At 67.9% G+C, this 23,721-nt stretch carries 28 protein-coding genes; 19 read left to right on the plus strand and 9 right to left on the minus strand.

All coding sequences use genetic code 11. The annotated features are described in order from the left end of the window. Positions 1 to 81: 81 nt before the first annotated feature. The 3 genes from LCF40_RS00935 to LCF40_RS00945 all read left to right on the plus strand — a co-directional run bounded on the left by LCF40_RS00935 (position 82) and on the right by LCF40_RS00945 (position 1,302). A complete protein-coding gene (locus tag LCF40_RS00935; protein WP_114578073.1) occupies positions 82 to 303 on the plus strand; it encodes a hypothetical protein in 222 nt (73 codons plus the stop codon). A gap of 10 nt (positions 304 to 313) precedes the next feature. Continuing rightward, positions 314 to 559: a hypothetical protein gene (locus LCF40_RS00940; RefSeq protein WP_114578072.1), complete on the plus strand. Its 246-nt coding sequence runs from the start codon at positions 314 to 316 to the stop codon at positions 557 to 559. 134 nt (positions 560 to 693) lie between these two features. Further along, positions 694 to 1,302, plus strand: a complete 609-nt coding sequence (locus tag LCF40_RS00945) for an OsmC family protein (RefSeq protein WP_224827020.1) — start codon at positions 694 to 696, stop codon at positions 1,300 to 1,302. An 88-nt stretch (positions 1,303 to 1,390) separates the two neighbouring features. Here LCF40_RS00945 and pyrF read toward each other — a convergent pair whose 3' ends face one another. Next, entirely contained in the window at positions 1,391 to 2,233 is an 843-nt protein-coding gene (gene pyrF, locus LCF40_RS00950) for an orotidine-5'-phosphate decarboxylase (protein ID WP_224827021.1), read from the minus strand. A gap of 60 nt (positions 2,234 to 2,293) precedes the next feature. Here pyrF and LCF40_RS00955 point away from each other — a divergent pair, with 60 nt between their 5' ends. After that, positions 2,294 to 2,674: a methylglyoxal synthase gene (locus LCF40_RS00955; RefSeq protein WP_114578070.1), complete on the plus strand. Its 381-nt coding sequence runs from the start codon at positions 2,294 to 2,296 to the stop codon at positions 2,672 to 2,674. Here LCF40_RS00955 and LCF40_RS00960 read toward each other — a convergent pair. After that, on the minus strand, positions 2,659 to 4,200 hold the full coding sequence (locus LCF40_RS00960) for a TrkH family potassium uptake protein (RefSeq protein ID WP_224827022.1): 1,542 nt from the start codon (positions 4,198 to 4,200) through the stop codon (positions 2,659 to 2,661). The genes LCF40_RS00955 and LCF40_RS00960 overlap by 16 nt on opposite strands. Before the next feature lie 162 nt (positions 4,201 to 4,362). On the opposite strand from LCF40_RS00960, the gene LCF40_RS00965 reads away from it, so the two are divergent. The 3 genes from LCF40_RS00965 to LCF40_RS00975 all read left to right on the plus strand — a co-directional run bounded on the left by LCF40_RS00965 (position 4,363) and on the right by LCF40_RS00975 (position 6,922). Beyond that, positions 4,363 to 4,857: a cation:proton antiporter regulatory subunit gene (locus LCF40_RS00965; protein ID WP_114578068.1), complete on the plus strand. Its 495-nt coding sequence runs from the start codon at positions 4,363 to 4,365 to the stop codon at positions 4,855 to 4,857. Positions 4,858 to 4,920: 63 nt separating this feature from the next. Continuing rightward, on the plus strand, positions 4,921 to 6,195 hold the full coding sequence (locus LCF40_RS00970; RefSeq protein ID WP_224827023.1) for a cation:proton antiporter: 1,275 nt from the start codon (positions 4,921 to 4,923) through the stop codon (positions 6,193 to 6,195). A gap of 76 nt (positions 6,196 to 6,271) precedes the next feature. Continuing rightward, on the plus strand, positions 6,272 to 6,922 hold the full coding sequence (locus tag LCF40_RS00975; protein WP_224827024.1) for an HAD family hydrolase: 651 nt from the start codon (positions 6,272 to 6,274) through the stop codon (positions 6,920 to 6,922). Here LCF40_RS00975 and LCF40_RS00980 read toward each other — a convergent pair whose 3' ends face one another. Together LCF40_RS00980 and LCF40_RS00985 are read right to left on the minus strand one after the other, a co-directional pair. Further along, positions 6,923 to 7,282, minus strand: a complete 360-nt coding sequence (locus tag LCF40_RS00980) for a DUF7993 family protein (RefSeq protein WP_114578065.1) — start codon at positions 7,280 to 7,282, stop codon at positions 6,923 to 6,925. Positions 7,283 to 7,305: 23 nt separating this feature from the next. Then, positions 7,306 to 7,785 (minus strand): DUF2240 family protein, encoded by a 480-nt coding sequence (locus LCF40_RS00985; protein ID WP_224827025.1) that lies wholly within the window; start codon positions 7,783 to 7,785, stop codon positions 7,306 to 7,308. A 111-nt stretch (positions 7,786 to 7,896) separates the two neighbouring features. Between LCF40_RS00985 and LCF40_RS00990 the strand changes: the two genes are divergently transcribed. Continuing rightward, on the plus strand, positions 7,897 to 8,271 hold the full coding sequence (locus tag LCF40_RS00990) for a 30S ribosomal protein S8e (protein WP_114578063.1): 375 nt from the start codon (positions 7,897 to 7,899) through the stop codon (positions 8,269 to 8,271). Positions 8,272 to 8,683: 412 nt separating this feature from the next. Here LCF40_RS00990 and LCF40_RS00995 read toward each other — a convergent pair whose 3' ends face one another. Continuing rightward, positions 8,684 to 8,923 carry a PRC-barrel domain containing protein gene (locus tag LCF40_RS00995; protein WP_114578062.1) on the minus strand — a complete coding sequence of 80 codons (240 nt, stop codon included), beginning with the start codon at positions 8,921 to 8,923 and terminating at the stop codon, positions 8,684 to 8,686. A gap of 115 nt (positions 8,924 to 9,038) precedes the next feature. Between LCF40_RS00995 and proS the strand changes: the two genes are divergently transcribed. Next, complete coding sequence (gene proS, locus LCF40_RS01000; RefSeq protein ID WP_114578061.1) at positions 9,039 to 10,529, plus strand: proline--tRNA ligase; 1,491 nt, start codon at positions 9,039 to 9,041, stop codon at positions 10,527 to 10,529. 16 nt (positions 10,530 to 10,545) lie between these two features. On the opposite strand, the gene LCF40_RS01005 is transcribed toward proS, so the two are convergent. Beyond that, the gene (locus tag LCF40_RS01005) at positions 10,546 to 11,541 is read right to left on the minus strand and encodes a phosphate uptake regulator PhoU (RefSeq protein WP_114578060.1); all 996 of its coding nucleotides are present in this window, start codon (positions 11,539 to 11,541) and stop codon (positions 10,546 to 10,548) included. 206 nt (positions 11,542 to 11,747) lie between these two features. Between LCF40_RS01005 and LCF40_RS01010 the strand changes: the two genes are divergently transcribed. The 9 genes from LCF40_RS01010 to pstB (LCF40_RS01050) all read left to right on the plus strand — a co-directional run bounded on the left by LCF40_RS01010 (position 11,748) and on the right by pstB (LCF40_RS01050) (position 21,137). After that, on the plus strand, positions 11,748 to 12,737 hold the full coding sequence (locus LCF40_RS01010; RefSeq protein ID WP_114578059.1) for a PstS family phosphate ABC transporter substrate-binding protein: 990 nt from the start codon (positions 11,748 to 11,750) through the stop codon (positions 12,735 to 12,737). Next, positions 12,734 to 13,657, plus strand: a complete 924-nt coding sequence (gene pstC, locus LCF40_RS01015; RefSeq protein ID WP_114578058.1) for a phosphate ABC transporter permease subunit PstC — start codon at positions 12,734 to 12,736, stop codon at positions 13,655 to 13,657. Before LCF40_RS01010 ends, pstC (LCF40_RS01015) begins: the two co-directional genes overlap by 4 nt. Then, positions 13,657 to 14,529, plus strand: a complete 873-nt coding sequence (pstA, locus tag LCF40_RS01020) for a phosphate ABC transporter permease PstA (RefSeq protein ID WP_224827026.1) — start codon at positions 13,657 to 13,659, stop codon at positions 14,527 to 14,529. Before pstC (LCF40_RS01015) ends, pstA (LCF40_RS01020) begins: the two co-directional genes overlap by 1 nt. Positions 14,530 to 14,717: 188 nt before the next feature. Then, positions 14,718 to 15,905 (plus strand): PstS family phosphate ABC transporter substrate-binding protein, encoded by a 1,188-nt coding sequence (locus tag LCF40_RS01025; RefSeq protein ID WP_224827027.1) that lies wholly within the window; start codon positions 14,718 to 14,720, stop codon positions 15,903 to 15,905. Between the two features lie 44 nt (positions 15,906 to 15,949). Then, positions 15,950 to 16,897, plus strand: a complete 948-nt coding sequence (gene pstC, locus LCF40_RS01030) for a phosphate ABC transporter permease subunit PstC (protein WP_114578055.1) — start codon at positions 15,950 to 15,952, stop codon at positions 16,895 to 16,897. Positions 16,898 to 16,934: 37 nt separating this feature from the next. Next, complete coding sequence (gene pstA / locus LCF40_RS01035) at positions 16,935 to 18,662, plus strand: phosphate ABC transporter permease PstA (protein ID WP_224827028.1); 1,728 nt, start codon at positions 16,935 to 16,937, stop codon at positions 18,660 to 18,662. A 4-nt stretch (positions 18,663 to 18,666) separates the two neighbouring features. After that, a complete protein-coding gene (pstB, locus tag LCF40_RS01040) occupies positions 18,667 to 19,554 on the plus strand; it encodes a phosphate ABC transporter ATP-binding protein PstB (RefSeq protein ID WP_224827029.1) in 888 nt (295 codons plus the stop codon). A gap of 2 nt (positions 19,555 to 19,556) precedes the next feature. Then, entirely contained in the window at positions 19,557 to 20,237 is a 681-nt protein-coding gene (gene phoU, locus LCF40_RS01045; RefSeq protein ID WP_224827030.1) for a phosphate signaling complex protein PhoU, read from the plus strand. A 39-nt stretch (positions 20,238 to 20,276) separates the two neighbouring features. Then, positions 20,277 to 21,137, plus strand: coding sequence for a phosphate ABC transporter ATP-binding protein PstB (gene pstB / locus LCF40_RS01050; protein WP_114578052.1), 861 nt, complete (start codon positions 20,277 to 20,279; stop codon positions 21,135 to 21,137). Here the strand turns inward: pstB (LCF40_RS01050) and LCF40_RS01055 are convergent. Next, positions 21,134 to 21,511: a DUF7344 domain-containing protein gene (locus LCF40_RS01055; RefSeq protein ID WP_114578051.1), complete on the minus strand. Its 378-nt coding sequence runs from the start codon at positions 21,509 to 21,511 to the stop codon at positions 21,134 to 21,136. The genes pstB (LCF40_RS01050) and LCF40_RS01055 overlap by 4 nt on opposite strands. A gap of 64 nt (positions 21,512 to 21,575) precedes the next feature. Next, complete coding sequence (locus tag LCF40_RS01060) at positions 21,576 to 21,872, minus strand: transcriptional regulator (RefSeq protein ID WP_114578050.1); 297 nt, start codon at positions 21,870 to 21,872, stop codon at positions 21,576 to 21,578. Between the two features lie 82 nt (positions 21,873 to 21,954). Here LCF40_RS01060 and LCF40_RS01065 point away from each other — a divergent pair, with 82 nt between their 5' ends. Further along, a complete protein-coding gene (locus tag LCF40_RS01065; RefSeq protein WP_224827031.1) occupies positions 21,955 to 22,926 on the plus strand; it encodes a nucleotidyltransferase family protein in 972 nt (323 codons plus the stop codon). Here LCF40_RS01065 and LCF40_RS01070 read toward each other — a convergent pair whose 3' ends face one another. Further along, complete coding sequence (locus LCF40_RS01070) at positions 22,927 to 23,700, minus strand: diphthine--ammonia ligase (RefSeq protein ID WP_224827032.1); 774 nt, start codon at positions 23,698 to 23,700, stop codon at positions 22,927 to 22,929. Positions 23,701 to 23,721: the final 21 nt, after the last annotated feature.

Below are 23,721 nucleotides of genomic sequence, written 5' to 3' on the forward strand. Positions count from 1 at the left end.
TAGCGGGGCGACCACCCTAAGTCTCACGGCCCCGGTGTCTTCCGGCCGCGGATTGATACGTGACCAGCGCGTACGGCGACCATGAGCGTCAGTGGGCTGTGCCAGATCTGTGAGTCCCGCCCCGCCGAAGAGCAGTGTCGTAACTGCGGGACGTTCACCTGCGAACAGCACTACGAGAGCGATCTCGGGCTCTGTGCGGAGTGTGCGGCCCAGGCCGACTCCGGCGACCCCGGCCAGGGCGACGGTCGGCCCGACCCCGACAGGGACCCGAACGACGACGCAGGCGACACCTACCAGTTCTGAGACCGACGCCATGACCTCCATCCGGGACCTCTTTTCGGCACCGCTGGCGATCGGCGAACGGTTCGAGCTCTCCCTCGAGTACGACGCCGAGGGCCGCCTCGTCGCCGACCACCCCAACGAGTCCAGCCCCGCCGACATCGCCGTCTGCGAGGGACTCGACCGGCTTCCGGAGGATCCGACCGCCGAACCCGTCGCCGTTGAGGTCGTCGGCCGCTTCGAGGGCGACCGGCTCGTCGGCCGGGTCGTCGGCGACTGATCTCGCACCCCTCGTGTATCGCCGCGGCGAGTCCGAGAGAGGTCGGAGCGACCCGCCGCCCGAGGGGACTGTCCGCCCGGTCGCGAACGCCGGTTATCTCCCTCGGGCGCCTACGTACCACCGGTGAACCGACCATGAGCACACACGCGCGGCGGACGGAGAACGAACGCGTCGAACACGACGTCCGGGTCGAGGAGTTCCTCGAGTTCATCGACTGGCTCGAGGAACACCCCGAGGACGGTCACATCGAGTTCCGGGCCTCGGGCGACGCCGAGGCGGTCGCAAACCGGACGACAGCGACCATCGGCCCCTGGGGATTGGGCGGCGACGAGATGGGCGGAGGTCGCGAACACACCCTCGAGTTCGGGCTCCCGCCGGAGCTAGAGGAAACCCTGGGCTACCTCGATCCGACCGGCCGCTACGAGGCGGTCGAGGGGGCGCTCGCGGGGCTGACCGCCTGCATCAACGGCACGATCGTCTGGAACGCGATCCGCGAGGGCGTTCCGGTCGAGGGCGTCACGACCACGGTCTACGCGCCCGTCGATCTCCGGATGCTCTTTGGCATCCACGACACCGACCGGGCCGACGAGATGTACGACGACCTGGAGATCGAAATCGAGGTCGAGGGCGACCTCACCGACGAGCAGCGGGAGGCCGTCGGCGACTACTACCGCCGATCGCCCGTCTACACCCTCGTGACTCTCGCCCAGCCCAACAGCCCGACCGTCGAGTTCGCCGACTGATTCGTCGGTGCGCCCGACGCTCGACCCGTTTTCTCCGCCCGCCATCCGACGACGGTACACGGAGCACGCCCCGACGACGTTCTGCCAACTACGCTCGATAACGATTGAGTCGGCTCTTGAGGCGTTTCGCGGCCTGGCCGGCCGCGGAGGCGTAGGCGTCGGCTCCCTCGCCGGCGGCGTCGTCGCCGGCGAAGACGATACCTCGCGAGGAGTTGATCAGTCCGACGCCCTCTGCGAGCCCGTACTCGACTGCAGGCTCGGCGTCGCCGCCCTGGGCGCCGATTCCGGGGACCAGAAAGGGGAGATCCGGAACGATCTCGCGGAGCTCTTCTAACTCCTCGGGCTGGGTCGCGCCGACGACCAGCCCGACGTTGCCGTGGTCGTTCCAGAGGTCCGCGAGCGCGGCGACGCGCTCGTAGACGGGTTCGCCCGTCTCCAAGGGGAGGTCCTGGAGGTCGCTGCCGCCCGGATTGGAGGTCCGACAGAGGACGAACACGCCCGCAGTCTCGTTGGCCAGGAACGGCTGGAGGGAGTCTCCGCCCATGTAGGGGTTGACGGTGATCGCGTCCGCGGCGGGTCCGTCGCGGTCGGGATCGACGAGATCCGCGTAGCGGCGGGTCGTGTTCCCGATGTCGGCGCGTTTAGCGTCAAGCAGGACCGGAACCCCCTTCCCGTGGGCGTACGCGATCGTCTCCTCCAAGGCGCGCCACCCCTCCGGATCCTCGTAGAAGGCGGCGTTGGGTTTGAAGACGGCGGCGTGTTCGTGTGTGGCGTCGATGATCCGACGGTTGAACGCCCACCGTGGCAGGTCCCGGTCGCGGAGGTCCTCGGGCAGTCGGGCGGGGTCGGGATCGAGACCCACCGAGAGGACGCTGTCGATCCGCTCGATGCGCTCGGCCAGTCGGTCGAAGAAGGGGGTCCTGGCGGTCATCGCCCCGAGTGGCTCGTCGAGGGCCGAAAACGTTTCCATCGCCGGCGCGAGAGGTCGGATATGACCCGCGTCGCGCTGATCGCCCACGACGAGAAGAAAGACGACCTGGTCGACTTCGCCCGCGAGCACGCGGCCCAGCTCGCCGAGTACGACCTGATCGCGACCGGAACCACCGGCGGCCGGCTCAACGAGGAGACGAACCTCGACGTCGATCCCCAGGCCTCCGGTCCCCTCGGCGGGGACCTGATGATCGGCGCGGAGGTCGCCCGCGACCGTCTCGACGGGATCGTCTTCCTCCGGGACCCGCTTCGGGCCCAGCCCCACGAACCCGACATCTCCGCGCTGCTGCGGATCTGTGACGTCCACGACACCGCGCTGGCGACCAACCTCGCCTCCGCAACCTTCCTGATCGAGGGGCTGGCCGATCAGGAGCGCCAGTAGGCCGGCGTCAGGATCACGAGCACCGCGAGGATCTCGAGGCGCCCGATCCACATCAGAAAGACCATGTAGAGCTTCGCGGTCGCCGAGAACGGCTCGTAGCTCCCCATCGGGCCGACGACGCCGAAGCCGGGGCCGACGTTGCCGAGGGTGGCGATCGCCGCGCTCGTCGCCTCCAGGGCGTCGAGTTCGAGGCCGATCCGGTGGGCGTCCAGAAAGAGCAACAGCGTCGAGGCCCCAAACAGGAGCAAGAAGAGCGCAGTGAAGACGAAGATGCTGTGGACGGTTTCCTCGTCGACGACCTCGTCGCGGGCGCCCATCCGAATCGGGCGGACGGCCTCGGGATGGACGATCCGGAACAGCTCCCGGCGGATCGACTTCCCGACGACGTACCAGCGGACGATCTTGATCGAGCCGGCCGCGGAGCCGGCCGAGCCGCCCAGAAACATCGCGAACATCAGGGCGACCTGTGCGGAGGCGTTCCAGGTGTTGAAGTCCATGCTCGCGTAGCCCGTCGTCGTCACGACCGCGACAGCCTGGAAGACGCCGTGGCGCAGCGAGATCTCGAGGTTGCCCGGGATCGGCCCGATCGTCGGCGTCTCCGCGAGGCCGACCCCGGCGAACAGGAGCCCGGAGACGAGCGCGCTCACGGCGCCCATCGCGGCGAGGTAGAGCCGAAACTCTGCGTTCTCGGTCAGGCGTTCGATCCGGCCCTGGAGGACGTACCAGTAGAGCGCGAAGTTCGTCCCTGCGACGATCATGAACGGGACCACCGTCCACTGGACGATCGGTGTGAACGCCTCGACGCTCCTGGCTTCCGGCGAGAACCCGCCGGTGGGGAGCGTCGTCAGCGCGTGGGCGACGGCGTTGTAGAGGGTCATGTTCGGGGCGAGACCGAGGAGGTGAAGGAGGTAGTAGACGACGACGGCGCCGACGGTGAACCCGGCGTAGATCGACCACAGCACCTGTGCGGTCTCGCGGATGTGGGGCGTGAGCTTCTCGACTCTGATTCCGGGGGCCTCGTGGCGGATGAGCTGGGTGCCACCGACCGACAGCTCAGAGAGGATCGCGACCATCAGCACCAGAATGCCCATCCCGCCGAGCCACTGGCTGAGCTGGCGCCACATGAGGATCGACCGCGAGTGGCGCTCGAACGAGATCTCTCCCAGGACGGTCGCGCCCGTCGTCGTAAAGCCGCTCATGCTCTCGAAGAGGGCGTTGACCGGATGGGCGACGGTTCCCGACCCGGCGACGAGATAGGGGAGAGCGCCCACCAGCGGGACGACGAGCCAGGTCAGCGCGCCCATCAGGAACGCCTCGCGGTTGCCCATCTCCGGCTCGTCGTCGAGACGCTCGAGGCCCCGTCCGACCGTGACCGCGACCGCGAGCGCCACGAGGAACGGAAGCGGACTCTCGCCGTAGTAGACGGCGACGGCCGTCGGGAACAGAAGCGCGGCCGAGAGATAGGTGAGCACCGTCCCGAGGGTGGAGAGGCTCGCACGGTAATCGACGTGGATGCGGCGGGCCATTCGTGACTGGCGAGAGGGAGACGGCAGTCGGAAATAAAGCCGATGATTCACGGACTTCGGAACGAACGGAGGGCTCGTCTCCTGCGACGGGGCGATCACGACCGGGCGCCCGCGGCCGGGCGCCGTCACGTGCTTTATTACTACCCCGCCCGGTGTTCGGGTATGACCATCTACGAGAGCGACCTCCCGGGCGTCGGGAAGAAGTACGAGGTCGAACTCGAGGACGGCGAGCGCCTCGTCGTCGTCACCCACAACACGGGCAAACGCGAGGTCTACCTGAAGGCAGAGGAGGGTGCCGACGGCGAGAAGCTGTTCGAGTTACCCGACCGCCTCGCCCGGACCGTCGGCACGATCCTCGAGGGCGCGTACTTCCAGCCGGTGACGAGCGACCGCGTCGAGACGATGCTCTCCGAGGAGACGTTCCTCGAGTGGTACAACGTCGCTCCCAACGCGGAGCTCGCCGGCCGGAGCCTGGGGGAGGTAAACGTCCGCGAGGAGACGGGGGTCTCGGTCGTCGCGATCCAGCGCGACGACGAGGTCGTCGCCCCGCCGGGTCCCGAGAGCGTCATCGAGGCCGGCGACACGCTCGTCGTCGTCGGCGACCGCGAGAGCTGTACGGCCTTCGAGGCGCTGCTCGGGGACGATCCCCAACGGTGAGGGGCGCCCTACCGGCGAGAGATCTCCAATCGGCGCTTCGTGTGGGACGGAGGGTGATCGCCCGTGGCGGCTGAGACCGCCCTGATCGACGTCGGCGTCCTCTTCGGGGCCGCGGCGGCCGTCGGCGTCCTCGCGACTCGCCTCGGCCAGTCGGTGATCCCCTTCTACATCCTCGTGGGGATGCTTCTGGGCACCCACGTGCTCGGCGGGATCGACTTTCCCGCCTTAGTGGGGCTCGACGTCCTCCCCCACGGCGCCGCCCTCGCCCTCGACGGCGAGAGCGAGTTCGTCTATCTCGGGGCCGAACTCGGGATCGTGATGCTCCTCTTCTTCCTGGGTCTGGAGTTCAACGTCGAGCGGTTGCTCGCCTCTCGGGACCTGATCGGGAAGGCGGGAGCGGTGGACCTGCTGATCAACTTCGGCGCCGGCCTCGCCCTCGGCTACCTCCTCTTCGGCGCCTTTCTCCCCGCCTTCCTCCTCGCGGGGATCGTCTACATCTCCTCGTCGGCGATCATCACCAAGTCCCTGATTGACCTGGGCTGGATCGCAAACGACGAGGCCGACCCGATGCTCGGCACGCTCGTCTTCGAGGACCTCTTCATCGCCGTCTACCTCGTCGTCGCCACCGCGCTTGCTCTCGGCGGAGGCGACGTCGGCGCGGCCGTCGGCGAGGTCGCGGTCGCGGTCGCGTTCATCGCCGTGCTCCTCGCCGGCGTCCACTACGCCACCCCCGTCCTCGAGCGCGCCCTCGACACCGACTCCCACGAGTTCCTCGTGCTCCGGGCGCTCGGAATCACGGTTCCGATCGCGGGGGCCGCCCTCGCGATCGGCGTCAGCGAGGCCGTCGCCGCTTTCTTCGTCGGGATGGCCTTCGCCTCGACCGACCACGTCACCGAGATCGAGCGGCTCCTCGAACCCGTCCGGGACGTCTTCGCCGCCGTCTTCTTCCTCTGGATCGGGCTCGCCACGGACCCGGCGCTGTTTCCGGGGGTCGCCGGCCTCGTCGCCGTCGCCGTCCTCGCGACGACGCCGACGAAACTCGTCAGCGGCTACCTCGGCGGGCGGATCTACGGCCTCGACGAGCGCCGTTCCGTGCGCGTGGGCCTCGGAATGGTCACCCGCGGGGAGTTCTCGTTGATCATCGCGAGCGTCGCCATCGCGGGCGCGGGAAGCGGGCTCGCGAGTGACACTGCCAACGCGATCAACGCCTTCGCGGTGGGCTACGTGCTCGTGATGAGCGTCCTCGGCACCACGCTGATGGGGTACGCCGGCCGGATCGAGGAGCGGGTCGTCCCGCGGCTCTCCGAGGGGCTACGGGGAACTCCGACTGACGACTGAGGGTTCGCCGGTCCCGGCTCTCGGAGGCCGTCCGAGAGGGGACAGCTTCAAGCCGGCACCGTCCCAACCCCCGTCCATGCCCACCGCGGTCGTGTTCGATCTCGACGACACCCTCGCAGTCCCCGACCGCGACCGGGAGACGGTCCTCGCCGAGGCCGTCGAACGCGCCGACGCCCCCGCGATCGCCCGCGAGGAGTACCTCGCGGCCCACGGCCGGAACCTCACCCGCGAGAGCCGCGAGCCGATCTTCGCCGACCTGCTCGCCGACAGCGACGCCGACCCCGAAGCCGTCGCGGCGGCCTACCGCAAGCGCACCGCCGAGACGATCGGTCCCGTCCCCGGTGCCGAGACGATGGTCGAGACCCTCCGCGACCGGTACCGCGTCGGCCTGCTCACCAACGGCCCCGTCCGCGCCCAGCGCGAGAAACTCGCGACGCTCGGCTGGGAAGGACGCTTCGACGCCGCCTTCGTTACCGGCGAACTCGAGGCCGGCAAGCCCGACCCGCGGGCGTTCGAGGCGATCCTCGCCGCCCTCGGCGTCGCGCCCGGCGAAGCGGTCTACGTCGGCGACGACCCCGAGACGGACGTCACCGGCGCGGTCGGCGCCGGAATGGACGCCGTCCACGTCCACGAACGCGGCGAAACGCCCGACTCACGCGCGGTCGCCGGCGTCATCCGGGACCGGATCGCCGAGGACCTCCCCCGGATCCTCGCCGACCTCGAGTGATCACGCCGCCGCGGCGGCGAGCGCCCGCGTCGCGGGTTTGACCGCCGCGCCGCTTCCGACCTCGAGAACCGTCCGCTCGCCGTCGGTGTGGACCACGATGTCGTCGCGGTCGCCGAACGTCGCCGACCGCACGGCCTCGTCGCCGCGGGCGAACTCGAGTCGGGCCTCCTCCTCGCCGACGAACACCCGCGCGAGCACCCCCTCCCCGTCGGCGACGTCGTACGCGCGGGCGCCCCCCGCTGCGTCGGGCGCTGCGTCGACCACCGACAGCGCCCCCAGTTCGCCGCCCTCGTGCCCTTCGATCTCGCTCGCGAGCAGCTGGGCGATCCGGCGGCCGTCGGTGATCCGTCCTTCGACCATACCCCGTCTTCGGGTGAGGGGGACTAACCCTCGTCGCTCCCGGCGCCATCGCTTCCGTCGGCGAGAACCGCCGCCCGGGCCGGGTCCTCGAGTTCCTCGACGGGAAGCCCCTCCCGCCGGGCGTAGACGACCGCCGCGGCCTCGATGGCGATCCCGAGTTCGGTCTGGAGCCGGTTGATCGCGCCGACGGCCTCGTGTTTCTCGACGCCCTCGGCGACCAGCGCGTCTAAGACCCGCTCGAACGGCGAGCGCTCCCGCAGGAGGTCCTCCTCGGGGGCGAACCCCTCCGGAACCGTGACCTCGGCGGGGTCGAAGGTGGTCTCGAGGTCGTTTCCCTCCCGATCCAGGAGGCCCCGTTCGGTGGCGACGTCCACCAGCCGCTTGGCCTGGTCGGGCGAAAACCAGTCGCGATCCAGCGAGAGGGCGACGACGAACTCGTTCTCCCGGAGCCTACGGCTCCCGCTCTGGACGAACGGCGCCGCGACGGCGACCCGGAGACTCATCGACGGAGGACTCTCCGGGGGAGACAAAACCGTGGTGGTTCACGGCTCGGTCCCGGCGGCGGCGCGGGTCGAAAGGCTGCATTCAAGTACGTCCCCGGCCTCGTCGGGGGTATGCAGGATCAGGGACGCTCGACGCGCAAGCGGACCGGCGGCCGACTGAAGGACACCCGAAGCCGGAAGAAACACCAGCTCGGCCGGCTCCCCACCGAGACCCAGGTCGGGGAGGGCCGCTTCAAGACCGTCGACGTCCGGGGCAACGGGACCAAGACCCGCGCGCTCGCGACCGACGTCGCGAACGTCCACGTCGGCGGCGAGACGCGGACGGCGACGATCATCGACGTCGTCGAGAACGACGCCAACCCCAACTACGTCCGGCGGAACATCATCACGAAGGGCGCCGTCATCGAGACCGACGAGGCCGATCGCGCCCGCGTCACCTCGCGTCCGGGCCAGACCGGCGAGGTCAACGCCGTCGCGCTGGACTGAGTTTTTTTTCTCGTCGACCACCGTCTCCTCGAGTTCCACGAGATCCTCACCTCTACCAGCAGACCGCCGCTCGATGTTCCGTAGCGATTTCCTTCCACACAGCTGAACTGCGTTACGTACAGGCGGTGGCAAGCCCGACAGCCGCGAGCGAACGGAGTGAGCGAGCGGGCCGAGTAATCCCTCGAAGCCGCGCCAAAGGCGCGGCTGAGGGGGTGACGCCGTGCTTTTCATCGACGTTTTGCCGAGCGACCGAGCACTGCGAGGGAGCGCAGCGCAAAAGGTTGGCACACTCGAAGTAACGGGGATTCGGAACGAATCCCGGAACCCACCTCTCGGATTCACCCGGTGAGTCGAGCGGACTCGCGGCTATCGGAGATGGTCGTCGAAAGACGGGGACCTGCCAGTGCTCCGCCTACAGCCGCCGGACCTGGATCTCCCGGTCGGTGATCGCTTCGACGTTGCTCTCCTTCAGGGCGTACGTGTCCTCGCCCGAGTCGCCCCAGCCCATCGCGGACTTGAACGTGTCCGCGACGTTTGGGTCCGGATCGACGTAGGCGGTGCCGCCCTCGACGCTCTTGACGATGCCGACCTTCTCGCCGTCGGCGTTGACGACCGGTTTTCCCTCGTCCTCGTCGGTGAACCTCGCTGACATACCCCGTGATTTCGGCTCCTGACCCCTGTAACCGGGGCTTGCACCTGCCTGATTGCCCCGCCATCGACCGCCACACCTTCGCATCGTTTAAGCCTGCGCTGACGGACTGGGTAGTATGAGCGAGGAGAGCCAAGAGAGCCAGGAACTCGGGATCACCGAGTCCAAATCGCACAGACCCGGCGAGTGGTACGCCGAAGTCGTCCGGAAGGCGGGGCTTGCCGACTACGCCCCGATGGGCGGCTTCATCGTGACGAAACCGCGGGGCTACGCGCTTTGGGAGGCAATCCAGGATGCCCTCGACGGCTGGTTCGCGGAGACCGGCGTCGACAACGTCTACTTCCCGATGTTCATCCCCGAGAGCTTCCTCGAGCGCGAAAAGGAGATCGTCGAGGGGTTCGACCCCGAGGTCGCGTGGGTCACGCAGGGCGGCCACGACGAACTCGAGGAACGCCTTGCGGTGCGACCCACCAGCGAATCGATCATCGCGCCCTTCATGGCCGACTGGGTCCGGAGCCACCGCGACCTCCCCATGCGGCTCAACCAGTGGTGTTCCGTGGTCCGGTGGGAGGCCACCGAGACCAAGCCCTTTTTTAGAACCAAGGAGTTCCTCTGGCAGGAGGGCCACACCGCCCACGCCGACGATGCGGGCGCCTGGGCGGAGGTCTGGACCCGCCTCGGCCAGTACGAGCGGGTGTACGAGGACGTGCTCGCCATTCCCGTTCTCCGGGGCAAGAAGCCCGAACACGACAAGTTCCCCGGCGCCGATACGACGACGACGGTCGAGGCGCTAATGCCCGACGGGCGCTCGGTCCAGGGCGGGACGAGCCACCACCTCGGCCAGAGCTTCGCAGAGGCGTTCGACATCTCGTTCGCGGGCGAGGACGAAGAAGAGCAAACGGCGTACACCACCTCCTGGGGCCTGTCGTGGCGGGCACTCGGCGCACTGATCATGACTCACTCCGACGACCAGGGGCTCGTACTGCCCCCGACGGTCGCGCCCACCCAGATCGCCATCGTTCCCATCTGGCAGGAAGACACCCAGGAGGAGGTCCTCGAGTACTCGGCGGCGATCGCCGACGAACTCGAGGAGGCCGGGTTCCGGGTCGAGCTCGACGACCGCGACGAGCGAAATCCCGGCTTCAAGTTCAACGAACACGAGTTGAACGGCGTCCCCCTGCGACTCGAGATCGGCCCCTACGAGGTCGAAGACGAGGAGGTCACCCTCGTCCACCGGCCGGACAAGGAGGAGGGCGTCGAAGGGCGCGAGGGGATCGTCGACGCCGTCGACGACCATCTCGATCGGATCTACGACAAGCTGTACGACGCCGCAGCGGAACGTCTCGACGACAACGTTCGGGAAGCCCATGCCCCGGAGGATATCATGGGCACCCTCGGACGCCACGGCGGCTACGTGAAGACGCCGTGGTGTGGCGACGAGGCCTGCGAGGAGGCGATCAAGGAGAAGATGGCCGCCGAGATCGTCCTCCAGCCCCTGGAAGCGGAGGGCGGCGAGACCGCGGGCGAGGTCGAGAAACCCGAGAGCGAGGAGTGTGGGGTCTGTGGCGACCACGCAGAGGAGGTCGCCTACTTCGCGCGGACGTACTGAGCGCGAGCGGCGCGAATCAGGGCCGGGGCGCGGCCTTCTGGAGGGCGGTCTCTGCGACGTTCCCCCCGTAGTCGGCACTTCGCGACAACGAGTCGACGATCAGCCCCAGCGACTGAGCCTGGATGGGGTCGAGTTCGCGCAGCATCTCGTCGATCGCGCGTGCGTGCTCGTCAATCTCGAGGATCGCCTCGCGGGCGGCGTGGCCGAGTTCGGTCGCCTCCGCGCTCTCCTCGGCGAACAGTGCGTCCATCGACTTCTCGAGGACGTCGAAGGCGTCCTCGCGGAGCGCGACGAGGGCCTCGGCGACCTCCTCGGGGATCTCCTCTAGCTTGAGCGCGAGGGTGGCGATCTTGACCGCGTGGTCGGCGATCCGTTCGAGCTGGCGGGCGCTCGAGTGGTAGTCGAAGCAGTCCTCCCGGGGAACACCCAACTCCTCGGCAGCACGGGGCGAACGGAGCGTCGCTCGGAAGATCCGGGAGACGACCAGCCAGAGGCGGTCGACGTCGTCGTCGCGCTCGATGACGTCCCTCGCGATGTCGTCGTCGTCCTCGACGAGGGCGGTGACGGCGTCCTCGAGCATCGAGCCCGCGATCAGGCGCATCCGGGTGACGGCGTTGACGATCGAGAGCTCCGAGGAGTCGAGTAGGTCCTGAATGACGACGCTGTCGGTCGTCTCCTCTAACACCTCGACGCCGACGAGTCCCTGGGTCGCCTCCCGGATCGCGCGTCGCTGGTCGGTGGTGATCCGGCCGGCCTCCAGGCTGATGACGTCGAAGCCACTGACGTACATCGTCATCACGGCACGCGTGAGCCGCTCGCCCTCGAGGTTCGTGACGTCCAAGGTGCCCCGCTGGCGGTCGGCGTCGCTCTCGGGGGTGAGCACCAGCGAGTCGTCCTCGGGGTAGAACTCGACGGTCGTCCCGCCGCTGACCGCGTTGTCGGTCGCCCACGACTTCGGGAGCGAGACGGTGTACGTCGAGCCGCCGGTCACCTGGACCTTGCGCGTCTCCATGTGGCGCCGTTTCGACTCCAGGAATATAAATCTACGACAAGCTATAGAGAGGGAAGGTCGGATCTGAAACGCCGCTCTCTCTTGTGATTAGTCGATCAGTGTCTCGGTATCGGTCCGGAGATATCGTGCGCCAACGGTTGGCCAACGTAGATCTATATAGACATCATAGTAGGACATTTAGATAGGGTGTCCTCAATAGATGGACGATGGTACGCGAGCCGACGAGTGGCGGCGGCCGCGGGGTGTCGCGCCGGGGGTTTCTGGCGGTCGCGGGCGCGGGGGCGACCGCCGGGCTCTCGGGGTGTCTCGGGTCGAACCCGATCGCGGCGGTCGGCGGCGACCCGCGGGAGGTGGCGATCGCGGGAAGCAGCACCGTCTTCCCGGTCGCGGAGGCGATCGCCGCGGCGTTCGACGAGGAGCGGTCGGACGTCACCGTCTCGATCAGCCAGACCGGGAGCGGCGGCGGGTTCTCGAACTTCTTCTGTCCGGGGATGACCGACCTCAACAACGCCAGCCGCGAGATCTCGGAGGGCGAGATCGAACAGTGTGGCGACAACGGGATCACGCCGATCGAGTTCACCGTCGCGACCGACGCGCTGACGGTGGTCGTCAACCCCGAGGCCGACTGGATCGACTGTCTGACCGTCGATGAACTCCGGGAGATCTGGCGGGCCGACGGCGCCCAGCGGTGGAGCGACGTCCGCGAGGAGTGGCCCGACGAGGAGTTCGAGTTCTACGGCGCCGACACGACCTCGGGCACCTTCGACTACTTCGTCGAGGCGGTCATCGGCGAGGACGCGAACCACCGCAGCAACTATTACGCGACCGAGCGCGACCGGACGATCGTCCAGGGCGTCCAGGGCAACCGGCACGCGATCGGCTACTTCGGATTCTCGTTTTACAGCGAGAACCCCGACTCGATCAAGGCCGTCGCGATCGACGCCGGCGACGGCTGTGTCTCTCCCTCCCTCGAGACGGCGATGAACGGCGAGTACACGCCCCTCGCCCGGCCGCTCTTTACGTACGCCGCACAGCAGTCCTTGGCCGAACCGGAGGTACGGGACTTCGTGCGCTTTTTCATCGAACGGGCGGCGACCGACATCGTCTCCGAGGTCGGCTACGTCCCGATCACCGAGGAGGTCCGCGACGAGAACCTCCAACGCTTAGAGGAGGCGGTCGCGGAGGTGACCGGATGAGCGGTCTCGAACTCGGTCACGACAGCGCCCGGTCGATGCGGGGCCGGGTCGTCCGCGTCGTGTTCGCGGTGTGTGCGGCCGTCTCGATCCTGACGACCGCGGCGATCCTCCTCACGCTGCTCGCGGACGCCGTCGAGTTCTTCTCGGCGGTGTCGCCGATCGAGTTCTTCACGGGAACGCGGTGGACGCCGACGAACGAGCCGGTGAGCTTCGGGGTCCTCCCGCTGGTCACGGGCACGCTCGTCATCACGTTCGGCTCGGCGCTGATCGCCCTGCCGATCGGGCTCCTGACGGCGATCTACCTCTCGGAGTACGCCAGCGGCCGGGCGCGGTCGATCCTGAAGCCGGCCCTCGAGGTGCTCGCGGGCGTCCCCACGGTGATCTACGGCTACCTCGCGCTGGTCTATATCACGCCCGCGATCGACGCCCTCGTGCCGGTCTCGACGTTCAACGCGCTGTCGGCCTCGATCGTCGTCGGCATCATGATCATCCCGATGGTCTCCTCGATCAGCGAGGACGCCATGTCGGCGGTCCCCGACGACCTCCGGCAGGCCTCCTACGGGCTGGGCGCGACGAAGTTCACCGTCTCGACGTCGGTCGTCGTCCCCGCGGCGCTGTCGGGGATCGTCTCCTCGTTTATCCTCGCGCTTTCCCGCGCGATCGGCGAGACCATGGCCGTCACGATCGCCGCGGGCCAGACCCCGCGGCTGGTCGATCTCACGGATCCCGCCGGGGTCTTCCTCGAGTCGGTCCAGACGATGACGGCGGCGATGGTCCAACTGGGCGCGAGCGACGTCACGGGCCAGTCGATCGCCTACAAGAGCCTTTTCGCCGTCGGGCTCACCCTCTTTGCCATCACCTTCGTCATGAATCTGCTGAGCGAACTCGTCGCCTCGCGCTATCGGGAGGTGTACCGCTGATGGCCGCCGATACGGGGGACGACCACTCGTTCGGGCGGATCAGCCGGAGCAAGGACGTCGCCTTCGAGTACCTCACGCTGGCAGCGACGCTCGTCGGCATCGTCGCGCTCGGGATCCTGTTCGTCTACGTCACGCGAGACGCCGTCGGCTGGCTCGACTGGCAGTTCCTGACGAGCCCGCCCCACCCCGACCCCTACGAGGCCGGCTTCTACCCCGCGCTCGTGGGTTCGATCTTCCTCATGATCGTGATCGCCCTCGTTACCTTCCCGCTGGGCGTCGGCGCCGCGGTCTACCTCGAGGAGTACGCCGGCGACGGACCCGTAGAGCGGTTCGTCCGGATCAACATCGCGAACCTCGCGGGCGTTCCCTCGGTCGTCTACGGCTTACTGGGGCTGGGACTGTTCGTCACGCTGCTCGATATCGGCTACGGCACGCTGCTCGTGGCCGGCTTCACCGTCTCCCTGCTCGTCCTGCCGATCGTCATCATCTCCGCCCGGGAGGCGATCCGAGCGGTCCCCGACTCGCGGCGCCAGGCCTCCTACGGGATGGGCGCGACCAAGTGGCAGACGATCCGCAACGTCGTCCTCCCCGAGGCCCTGCCGGGGATCATGACGGGAACCATCCTCGCGCTCGGGCGGGCGATCGGCGAGACCGCGCCGCTGATCATGATCGGGGCGCCGACGACCGTCTTCGGGGTGCCAAACAGCCTCTTCAGCAAGATCAGCGCGATGCCGATGCAGATCTACACCTGGGCCTCCTACCCCGACACCGCCTTCCAGTACGGCGTCGTCGCCGCCGCCTCGGTGACGCTGCTGGTCGTTCTGCTGTCGATCAACTCCGCGGCGATCCTCGTCAGGAACCGGTACCAGTAGTTCCCCCTTCACGGCCTCTATAGTCCGCCGACCATCGATCGCCTACCGATCGGCACTACAGTTCTCGTTCCCCGTAATCGTCGGATATAGGCGATCTACTGCGCTGTACGTATCGGGACATATCCCTACAGTCGAATATATAGGGGTCATAGCATCGTATTTCTACGACCCTCCGAACCATCCGGGTGATGACGGCAGACAACGGCCGTTCGATCGGGGGCGTCTCGAGGCGGAAATTCATCGCGACGACGGGGGTCGCCGGCGTGCTGTCGGTCGCCGGTTGTTCGGAAAACGATGCGAGCGGGGACGGAAACGGCGGCAACGGCAACGGGAACGGAAACGGCGGGAACGGCAATGGTAACGGAAACGGGAACGGGAACGGTAATGGCGGAAACGGCGGGAACGGCGGAAACGGCGGAAACGGCGGGAACGGTAATGGTAACGGAAACGGAAATGGGAACGGCAATGGCAACGGCAGTGGCAACGACTCCGGCAACGGGAACGGAAACGGCGGCTCAGAGGACCTCTCCGGCGAGGTAATCATCACGGGGAGTTCGACGGTGTTCCCCGTCTCCGATTCGTTCGCCGAGCTGTTCATGGAGGAGTACCCCGACGTCAACGTCACGGTCGACTCGACCGGGAGCGGCGGCGGCTTCGAGAACCACTTCTGTCCGGGCGACTCCGACATCAACGGCGCGTCGCGCCCGATCCAGGAGGCGGAGACCGAGAACTGCGGGTCCAACGACGTCGAACCCGTCGAGTTCCAGATCGCCAGCGACGCGCTGACGGTGGCGGTCAACAACGACGCGGACTGGGTCGACTGCATGACGTTCGACGAACTCTCACAGATCTGGCGCGACGACCGCGCACAGACTTGGTCGGACGTCCGCGATGATTGGCCCGACGAGGAGATCGCGCTGTTCGGCCCGGCCTCGACCTCGGGGACCTACGACTGGTTCAACGAGAACGTCATCGGGGAGGACTACGAACACACCGCCGAACACGAGCCCACCGAGGAGGACAACCTCATCGTCCAGGGGATCCAGGACAACCAGTACGCGATGGGCTACTTCGGGTACGCCTACTACAGCGAGAACTCCGACTCGGTGAAGGCCGTCGAGGTTCGCGAGTCAGAGGACGGCGAGTGTACGGAACCGAGTCTTGAGAACGCCCAGTCTGGCGACTACCCGATGGCTCGCCCGCTGTTCATCTACGCGAGCGAGGAGTCCGCTCAGCGCCCGGAGGTCGCCGAGTTCCTGAACTTCTATATCGAGAACTCCGAGACCGACCGCGTCTCCGAGATCGGCTACGTCCCCGCCAGCACCGATCTGCGCGACGAGAACCTCAGTACCTTAGAGGAGATCACCGGGAGCTGATCGGAGCGCCCGCTATCAGTTAGACCACTCATATATTATACGTCATGGACGACCAGATACGAACGGAGTCGACGCGTTTGCAACTGACCGGCGGCGAGCGGAGTCGGGTCGCACGCGAGCGGGTGTACCGTCTCGTACTGTTCCTCTGTGCGGCGCTGTCGGTCGTCGTGACGGTGACTATCGTCGTCGCGCTCGCCGTCGACGCAGTCGAGTTCTTCGGGATGGTCGACCCCGTCGACTTCTTCACCGGAACGACGTGGGTGACCGCCAGAGACCAGTTCGGCGTCCTGCCACTGGTCACTGGCACATTGCTGGTGACGGCCGTCTCGGCGCTCGTGGCGATCCCGATCGGGGTCGCGTCGGCGATCTACCTCTCCGAGTACGCGAGTCCGCGTGCCCGGTCGGTGTTGAAGCCGGGACTCGAGATCCTCGCGGGGATCCCCACCGTCGTCTACGGCTACCTGGCGCTGATCTACCTGACCGACTTCCTTCGGGGCCTCGGGCTCGATCTGGGGACGTTCAACGTCCTCAGCGCCTCGATTATGGTCGGTATCATGATCATCCCGATGGTCTCCTCGCTGTCGGAGGACGCGATGAGCGCCGTGCCTGACTCGCTCCGGGAGGCCGGCTACGGACTGGGCGCGACGAAGTACGAGGTCTCGACCGGTATCGTCGTCCCCGCCGCCCTCTCGGGCATCTTCTCGTCGTTCATCCTCGCGCTCAGCCGCGCGATCGGCGAGACGATGATCGTCGTGATGGCGATGGGGCTTCGCCCCCGGATGTTCGACCTGACCGATCCCGTCGGGAGCCTCGCCGAGTCCGGCCAGACGATGACCTCGGCGATGGTCCAGGCCGTCACGAGCGACGTCGGGGCGGCCTCCCCGACGTACAAGAGCATGTTCGCCCTCGGGCTCACCCTCTTTGCCATCACGTTCGCCATGAACCTACTCAGCAACGCGATCGCCGCACGGCATCGGGAGGAGTACCAATGACCGCGAGCGTAGACGGGACGGATCGGAGGTGTGCCTGATGGCGGGCGGCACCGCCGAACCGGCCGAACCGCCCGAATCGGCCGGGATGACGGGAACGGAGGAGGTCAGCCGCCTTCGGGGAACCCTGTTCGAGGCCGTCACCCTCGGCGCGACGGTGTTCGGACTGCTGATGGTCGGCGTCCTGTTGCTGTACGTCGTCAACGACGCGGTCCGCCCGCTCAGCGCCGACCCCGGCTGGCACCTCGTCTTCTTCCTGACGCTCGTCGTCCCCTCGCTTTCGGTCGCGGCCTACTGCTACACCCGCGAGGGACCGGCCGGCGAGGTGGCCTACGCGACGTTCGGGCTCCCGGTCGTCGGCCTGCTCGTCGGCGCGGGGATCGTCGTCGTCTTCCTCGAGGTCGTCTCCGTCGCCGACTGGTTCGGCCTCGCGCTGGCGCTCGTCGCCGCCGCGGGGGCGATCGAACTCCACCGCCGACTCCGGCCGTACGCCGCGCTCGAGCGCCTGGCCGTCCTGATCGTCGCCCCGCTGGTGGCGATCTTCGGGGTTCCCGCCCTCTCGGTCGATCGGACGCTCGCGACGCCGCTGACGGGGACGGAGCTGTTCACCCTCTCGTTTTCCACCCCGAAACTCCTCCCGGGCGTCCCGGAGCTGTTCACCTCCCTGCCCGTCCTCCCGCTCGACTGGCTATTGCTCGTCGTCTCGCTCACCCTCCCGGTCGCGTTCGCGTTCGGGCGCATCGTCTCCCGGCGCCGCGAGGACGACCGGGGCCGTCTGGAGACGGTCGCGGCGGCCGGCGCCGTCGCCCTCGTGGGTGCGCTGGTCGCCCCGACGGTCGGCATCGACGCCGCTCACTGGGTGGTGCTCGCGACGACGACGCTCCTCCCGCTCGGCGTCTACCTCGAGGGCGTCGTCCGCGAGCGTGCGGGCCTCGCCGGCCTCTGGTTCCCGGTCGTCGTCGTCGCGGGAACGCTCGTCGGTGCCCTCGTCGTCGAGACGGTCGGGTTCGCCGGGCCGGATCCCTGGCTCGACTGGGGGTTCCTGACGAGTGCGACCTCCCGGTCGCCCGCCGACGCCGGCATCTACCCCGCGCTCGTCGGCAGCATCCTGATGCTCGTCGTAATCGTCGTCTCGGCGTTCCCCGTGGGCGTCGGGGCGGCCATCTATCTGGAGGAGTACGCCCCGAACTCCGGGCCGCTCGGGACGTTCGTCACGCTCGTCGAGATCAACATCGGCAACCTCGCGGGGGTGCCCTCGGTCGTCTACGGGCTCCTGGGGCTGGCGATCTTCGTCCGGACGTTCGATCTGGGCAACGGAACGGTGATCGTCGGCGGGTTCACGGTCGGGCTGTTGATCCTGCCGATCGTCATCATCTCCGCCCAGGAGGCGATCCGGGCGGTGCCCGACTCGCTGCGACAGGCCTCCTACGGGATGGGTGCGACCCAGTGGCAGACGATCCGCAACGTCGTGCTCCCGCGGGCGCTTCCGGGGACGCTCACCGGGACGATCCTCGCGTTGGGGCGGGCCATCGGCGAGACCGCGCCCCTGTTGATGATCGGGGCGGCCGCGAGCGTCCGGACGCCGCCGAACGGCTTCTTCTCCCGGTTCAGCGCGATGCCCCGCCAGATCTACTCGTGGTCTTCGGAGATCCAGCCGGAGTTTCGCTACGGCGTCCTCGCCGCCGGCGTCGTGACGCTGCTGGTCGTCCTGTTGATGATGAACGGGACGGCGATCCTCATCCGGAACAAGTACCAGCGAGAGAGTTGATACCATGGCCAGAAACGTACCAGACGACGGGAAGCCGAGTCGGAACGAACGGATCGATGCCGCGGAAGCGAGCGGCGAGACCGGCGGGCTCATCGAGACGTCGGTGACGACCGAGGACTCGGACGAGCACTCGACCCCCGGGCGGACGATCATCGAGTCCCGGGGCGTGGACGTCTTCTACGACGACGTCCAGGCGCTCCGGGGCGTCGACATGGAGATCCCGGAAAACCGGGTCACCGCGATGATCGGTCCGTCGGGCTGTGGAAAGTCGACGTTCCTCCGGACGATCAACCGGATGAACGACCTCGTCGACAGCGCCCGCGTCGAGGGCGAGCTCCGCTTCGGGGGAACGAACGTCTATGACGAGGGCGTCGATCCGGTCGCCCTCCGGCGGAGGATCGGGATGGTGTTCCAGTCGCCCAACCCGTTCCCCAAGAGCATCTACGACAACGCCGCCTACGGCCTCAAAGTGCAGGACAAGACCGACGACATCGACGATCGCGTCGAGCGCGCGCTGCGAGACGCCGCGCTGTGGGACGAGGTCCAGGACCGCCTCGACGAGTCGGGACTCGAGCTCTCGGGCGGGCAACAACAGCGGCTGTGTATCGCCCGCGCCATCGCGGTCGATCCCGACGTCCTCCTGATGGACGAGCCCGCGTCGGCGCTGGACCCGGTCGCGACCTCCAAGGTCGAGGACCTCATCGCCGACCTCGCCGAGGAGTACACGGTGGTGATCGTCACCCACAACATGCAGCAGGCCGCCAGGATCTCGGATAAAACGGCAGTGTTCCTCACGGGCGGCGAACTCGTCGAGTTCGGCGATACGAACGAGATCTTCGAGAACCCCGAACACGACCGGGTCGAGGACTACATCACCGGCAAGTTCGGATAGGGATGGCCCGCGAGCGATACCGGCCCCGTCTCGAGCGCATGGAGGAAGCCGTCGTCGCGATGGGCGACCTCGTCCGCGATCGACTCGCGACCGGCATCGAGACGCTGTTTACCGGAGACGCCCACCTCGCCGAGGCGGTGATCGAGCGCGACCGGGAGGTAAATCGTCGGTACCTCGCAATCGAGCGCGAGTGTCTCGACCTGATTCGCCTCCACCAGCCCGTCGCCTCCGACCTGCGGCGGATCGTCGCGGCGTTCGCGATCGTCACCGATCTCGAACGGGTCGGCGACCTCGCGACCAACCTCGCGGGATACGCGTTGGGGGCGAGGCCCGCGGTCGCGACCGTCGACGCCGACGTAGAGCGGATCGGGGCGCTCGCGCTCGAACTCCTTGAGCGTGCGATCGAGGCGTTCGTCGCCCGCGACGCCGGGGCGTGCCCCGCGATCGCCGACCGCGACGACGAACTCGACGAGCGGTGTGGGGCCGTCACCGACCGGGTCCTCCGGCACCTCCTGGAGACGACTCGCGGCTCCGGGGACGAGGCGGGCGACGGGAAGCCGTTTGACGCCGTCTTGGGGACGTTGCTGGTGGTCCGCGACATCGAACGGGTCGGCGACCACGCGGTCAACGTCGCCGGCCGGACCCTGTACGCCCTCGAGGGCGACGACCGACTTCTGGAGTGATCCGGAACAGGTAACTTGGGGCGGCCCAACGTCGAACCAATGAGCTCGGATGGCGCCGGTCAGGGGGCAGTCACGGGGATGGCCGATCGCTCCGAACCGGAATCGAGAACCGACGACGACCCCGAGCGGTCGGGAGCCACGGACGGGGCCGAGACCGTCATCGAGTCCCGGGACTTAGACGTCTTCTACGGCGACGAGCAGGCCCTCCGGGGGATCGACCTGACGATTCCCGAACACCGGGTGACGGCCCTCATCGGTCCGTCGGGCTGTGGGAAGTCCACCTTCCTCCGGTCGATCAACCGGATGAACGACCTCATCGACGTCGCCCGCGTCGAGGGCGACCTCCTCTTTCGGGGCAAGAACGTCTACGACGAGGACGTTGATCCGGTCGCCCTCCGGCGAAAGATCGGGATGGTGTTCCAGAAACCGAACCCGTTTCCCAAATCGATCCGCGACAACGTCGCCTACGGCCTCGAGGTCCAGGGCAAGACCGACGACATCGACGAGCGGATCCACACCGCCCTCGAGCGCGCGGCCCTCATCGACGAGGTCGAGGACCGCCTCGACGAATCCGGGCTGGACCTCTCGGGGGGCCAACAACAGCGGCTGTGTATCGCCCGCGCCATCGCGACCGACCCCGAAGTCCTCCTGATGGACGAGCCCGCGTCGGCACTCGATCCGGTCGCCACCTCCAAGGTCGAGGATCTGGTCGAGGAACTGGCCCAGGAGTACACCGTCGTCATCGTCACCCACAACATGCAGCAGGCAGCCAGGATCTCGGATAAAACGGCAGTGTTCCTCACGGGCGGCGAACTCGTCGAAGCCGGGGACACGAACGAGATCTTCGAGAACCCCGAACACGACCGGGTCGAGGACTACATCACCGGCAAGTTCGGTTAGTCGAAGGCCGGCACCACGAGGTCGCGTTCCTGTTCGTAGGCGACGAGCCCGGCGTCCTCGATTCGCGGCAGGTGATCGTGGTAGATCGAGGCGTAGATCTCGGTCACGATTTCTGGCTCGATCTCGGTCAGGGGGCGATCCAACTCGCGTACGGCGACCTCCTCGGCGAGGTCGGGTAGCGTCAGCGCCTCGCCGTGGGCTCGAAGGGCGTCGATCGTGACCCGCCGGCGCCGGTTCGAGACGGTATCGAGGACGAGCGAGAGCTCCGCGGGCGTCCGGTCTCGCGTCTCGAGCCAGTCGAGCAGCGAGGCGACGAGGGCCGCACGGTTTCCGTCGGGCCCGGGATCGGGTGGGGTCGGTGTGGTCGTCGTCATGTGAGTCGCTCGCGTTCCTACCGGCTTCCTCTCCGCCGCGGTAAATAGCGCTGTCGCCATCGGTCTATTCGCTCCCGATCGTCACCCGTGGCTCGGCGACGGCCTCGCTCTTGCAGTCGGGACACCGGGAGGGACGATTCAGGAGGTCGTCGAAGCCGTCGAACCCGCAGTCCGTACACGCAGGCGGCGCGACCATCACCGTCTCGCCATTGCCCTCGGCCGACCGGGCGACGTGTTCGACGTGGGCGAGCGCGACCGAGGGGGTGAGGTCGAACCGGGCGGCGAGTTCGCTCGGGGTGGCCGGCTCCTCGGCGAGCGCCGCCCGGATCCGCTCGCGGGTGGTCTCGTCTGCCTCGCGCATGGAGAGCACGGACGCCCGACCGGAATAGGTCTTCCGAGACGACATGGCGAAACGACTTACGGCCCGAGGGCGAGGTGCGTGTATGAAGGCCGTCGTCCTCGCGGGCGGGTACGCGACCAGGCTGTGGCCGATCACGAAGGATCGGCCCAAGATGTTCCTCCCGATCGGCGACTCGACGGTCATCGACCGGATCTTCGAGGAGTTGGAGGGCGACGACCGGATCTCCGAGGTGTTCGTCTCCACGAACGAGCGGTTCGCGGAGAGCTTCGAGGACCACCTCGCCGAAAGCGAGTTCGAGAAACCCACTCTGTCGGTCGAGGACACGAGCGCCGAAGACGAGAAGTTCGGCGTCGTCGGCGCCCTCGCACAACTCGTCTCCCGCGAGGGCGTCGACGACGACCTGCTCGTGATCGCGGGCGACAACCTGATGAGCTTCGCGGTCGGCGACTTCCTCGACTTCTTCGAGGAGAGCGGTGGGCCGACGATCGCCGCCTACGACGTCGGTTCCGTAGAGAAGGCCAAATCCTACGGGCTCGTCGAGCTGGAGGGCGACCGGGTCGTCGATTTCCAGGAGAAGCCCGACAACCCGGCGAGCACGCTCGTCTCGATCGCCTGCTACGCCTTTCCCCGGGAGTCGGTGTCGCTGCTCTCGGAGTACCTCGCCGGCGACAACAACCCCGACGAGCCCGGCTGGTTCGTCCAGTGGCTCGTCGACCGGGAGCCGACCTACGCCTTTACCTTCGAGGGCGCCTGGTTCGACATCGGCACCCCAGAGAGCTACCTCGAGGCCGTCCGCTGGCAGTTGGAGGGGGAGTCGATCGTCGCCGACACCGCACGCGTCGAGGACTCGACGATCGGGGCGGACGTCCACGTGATGGACGGTGCGACCGTCGAGGGGAGCCACCTCGAGGGCTCGCTCGTCTTCCCCGAGGCGACGATCCGGGACGCCGACGTCCGCCGGTCGATCATCGACGAGGGCACCGTACTCGAGGGGCTGGACCTCGCGGGCGCGCTGATCGGCGCCCACACGAGGATCACGAACGGCGACGGCTAACTACTCTAGGGACGCGTCGGTCACCCGAAGCCGTCCCCGGGTGCCCTCCCAAACCGGTTCGGACGAGAGCTCGATCCGGCGGTCCATGTGGGGGCCATCGACGACGAGCGTCTCGAACTCGCCGCCCTCGCCGAGCAGATGGACGCCGTACTCCTCGCTGAGGGCCTCCAGTTCGGCGAGGGCGTCGCGGTCGAGCCGGCGCCCGAGCCAGGATTCATCGAGGCCTTCGGCGGCGACCTGGACGATCACGATCTCGAACCCCACCTCGAGCATCGCCTCGGCGAGCTCCCGGGGCTCTTCGCGCCACAGCGGCGCGTACAGCTCGCAATCGAGGCGCTCGCACATCGCCTCGATCCGGCTCGTCTGGTACTCGCTTTCGACGGCGCCGGCGGTGACGCCCGCGAGCCCGCCCTCGAGTTCGTCGTCTACGTCGGCGAGAGCCACCTCGAGGGGCTCGAGCTCGGCGTCGCCCTGGCGGCCCGAATCCGTCGCCTCCTCCGCGTGGAAGTCGTCGGGCGAGACCTCGACGAGGGGGATCCCGATGCTCTCGGCGGCGAGGGAAGCGAGTTCGGTCGCCGGGACGTGGTACATGTAGGAGTCGCCCGCGGGGTGGACCGTCACCAGCCGGGAGAGGGGGAGACCGCGCTTCATGGCCCGATACACCGCCCACGAGGAGTCCTTCCCGCCCGAGAAGAGCCCGACCCACGCGCCTCCGTCGGTCCGGTCGTCGCCTGCATCGCTACCCGCGTCGTCCTCGGTCCCGATCCCGTCCATGCGTCGTCTCGGGGCGGCGCG

This window comes from Saliphagus infecundisoli, from assembly GCF_020177375.1.
Taxonomy (GTDB): domain Archaea; phylum Halobacteriota; class Halobacteria; order Halobacteriales; family Natrialbaceae; genus Saliphagus; species Saliphagus infecundisoli.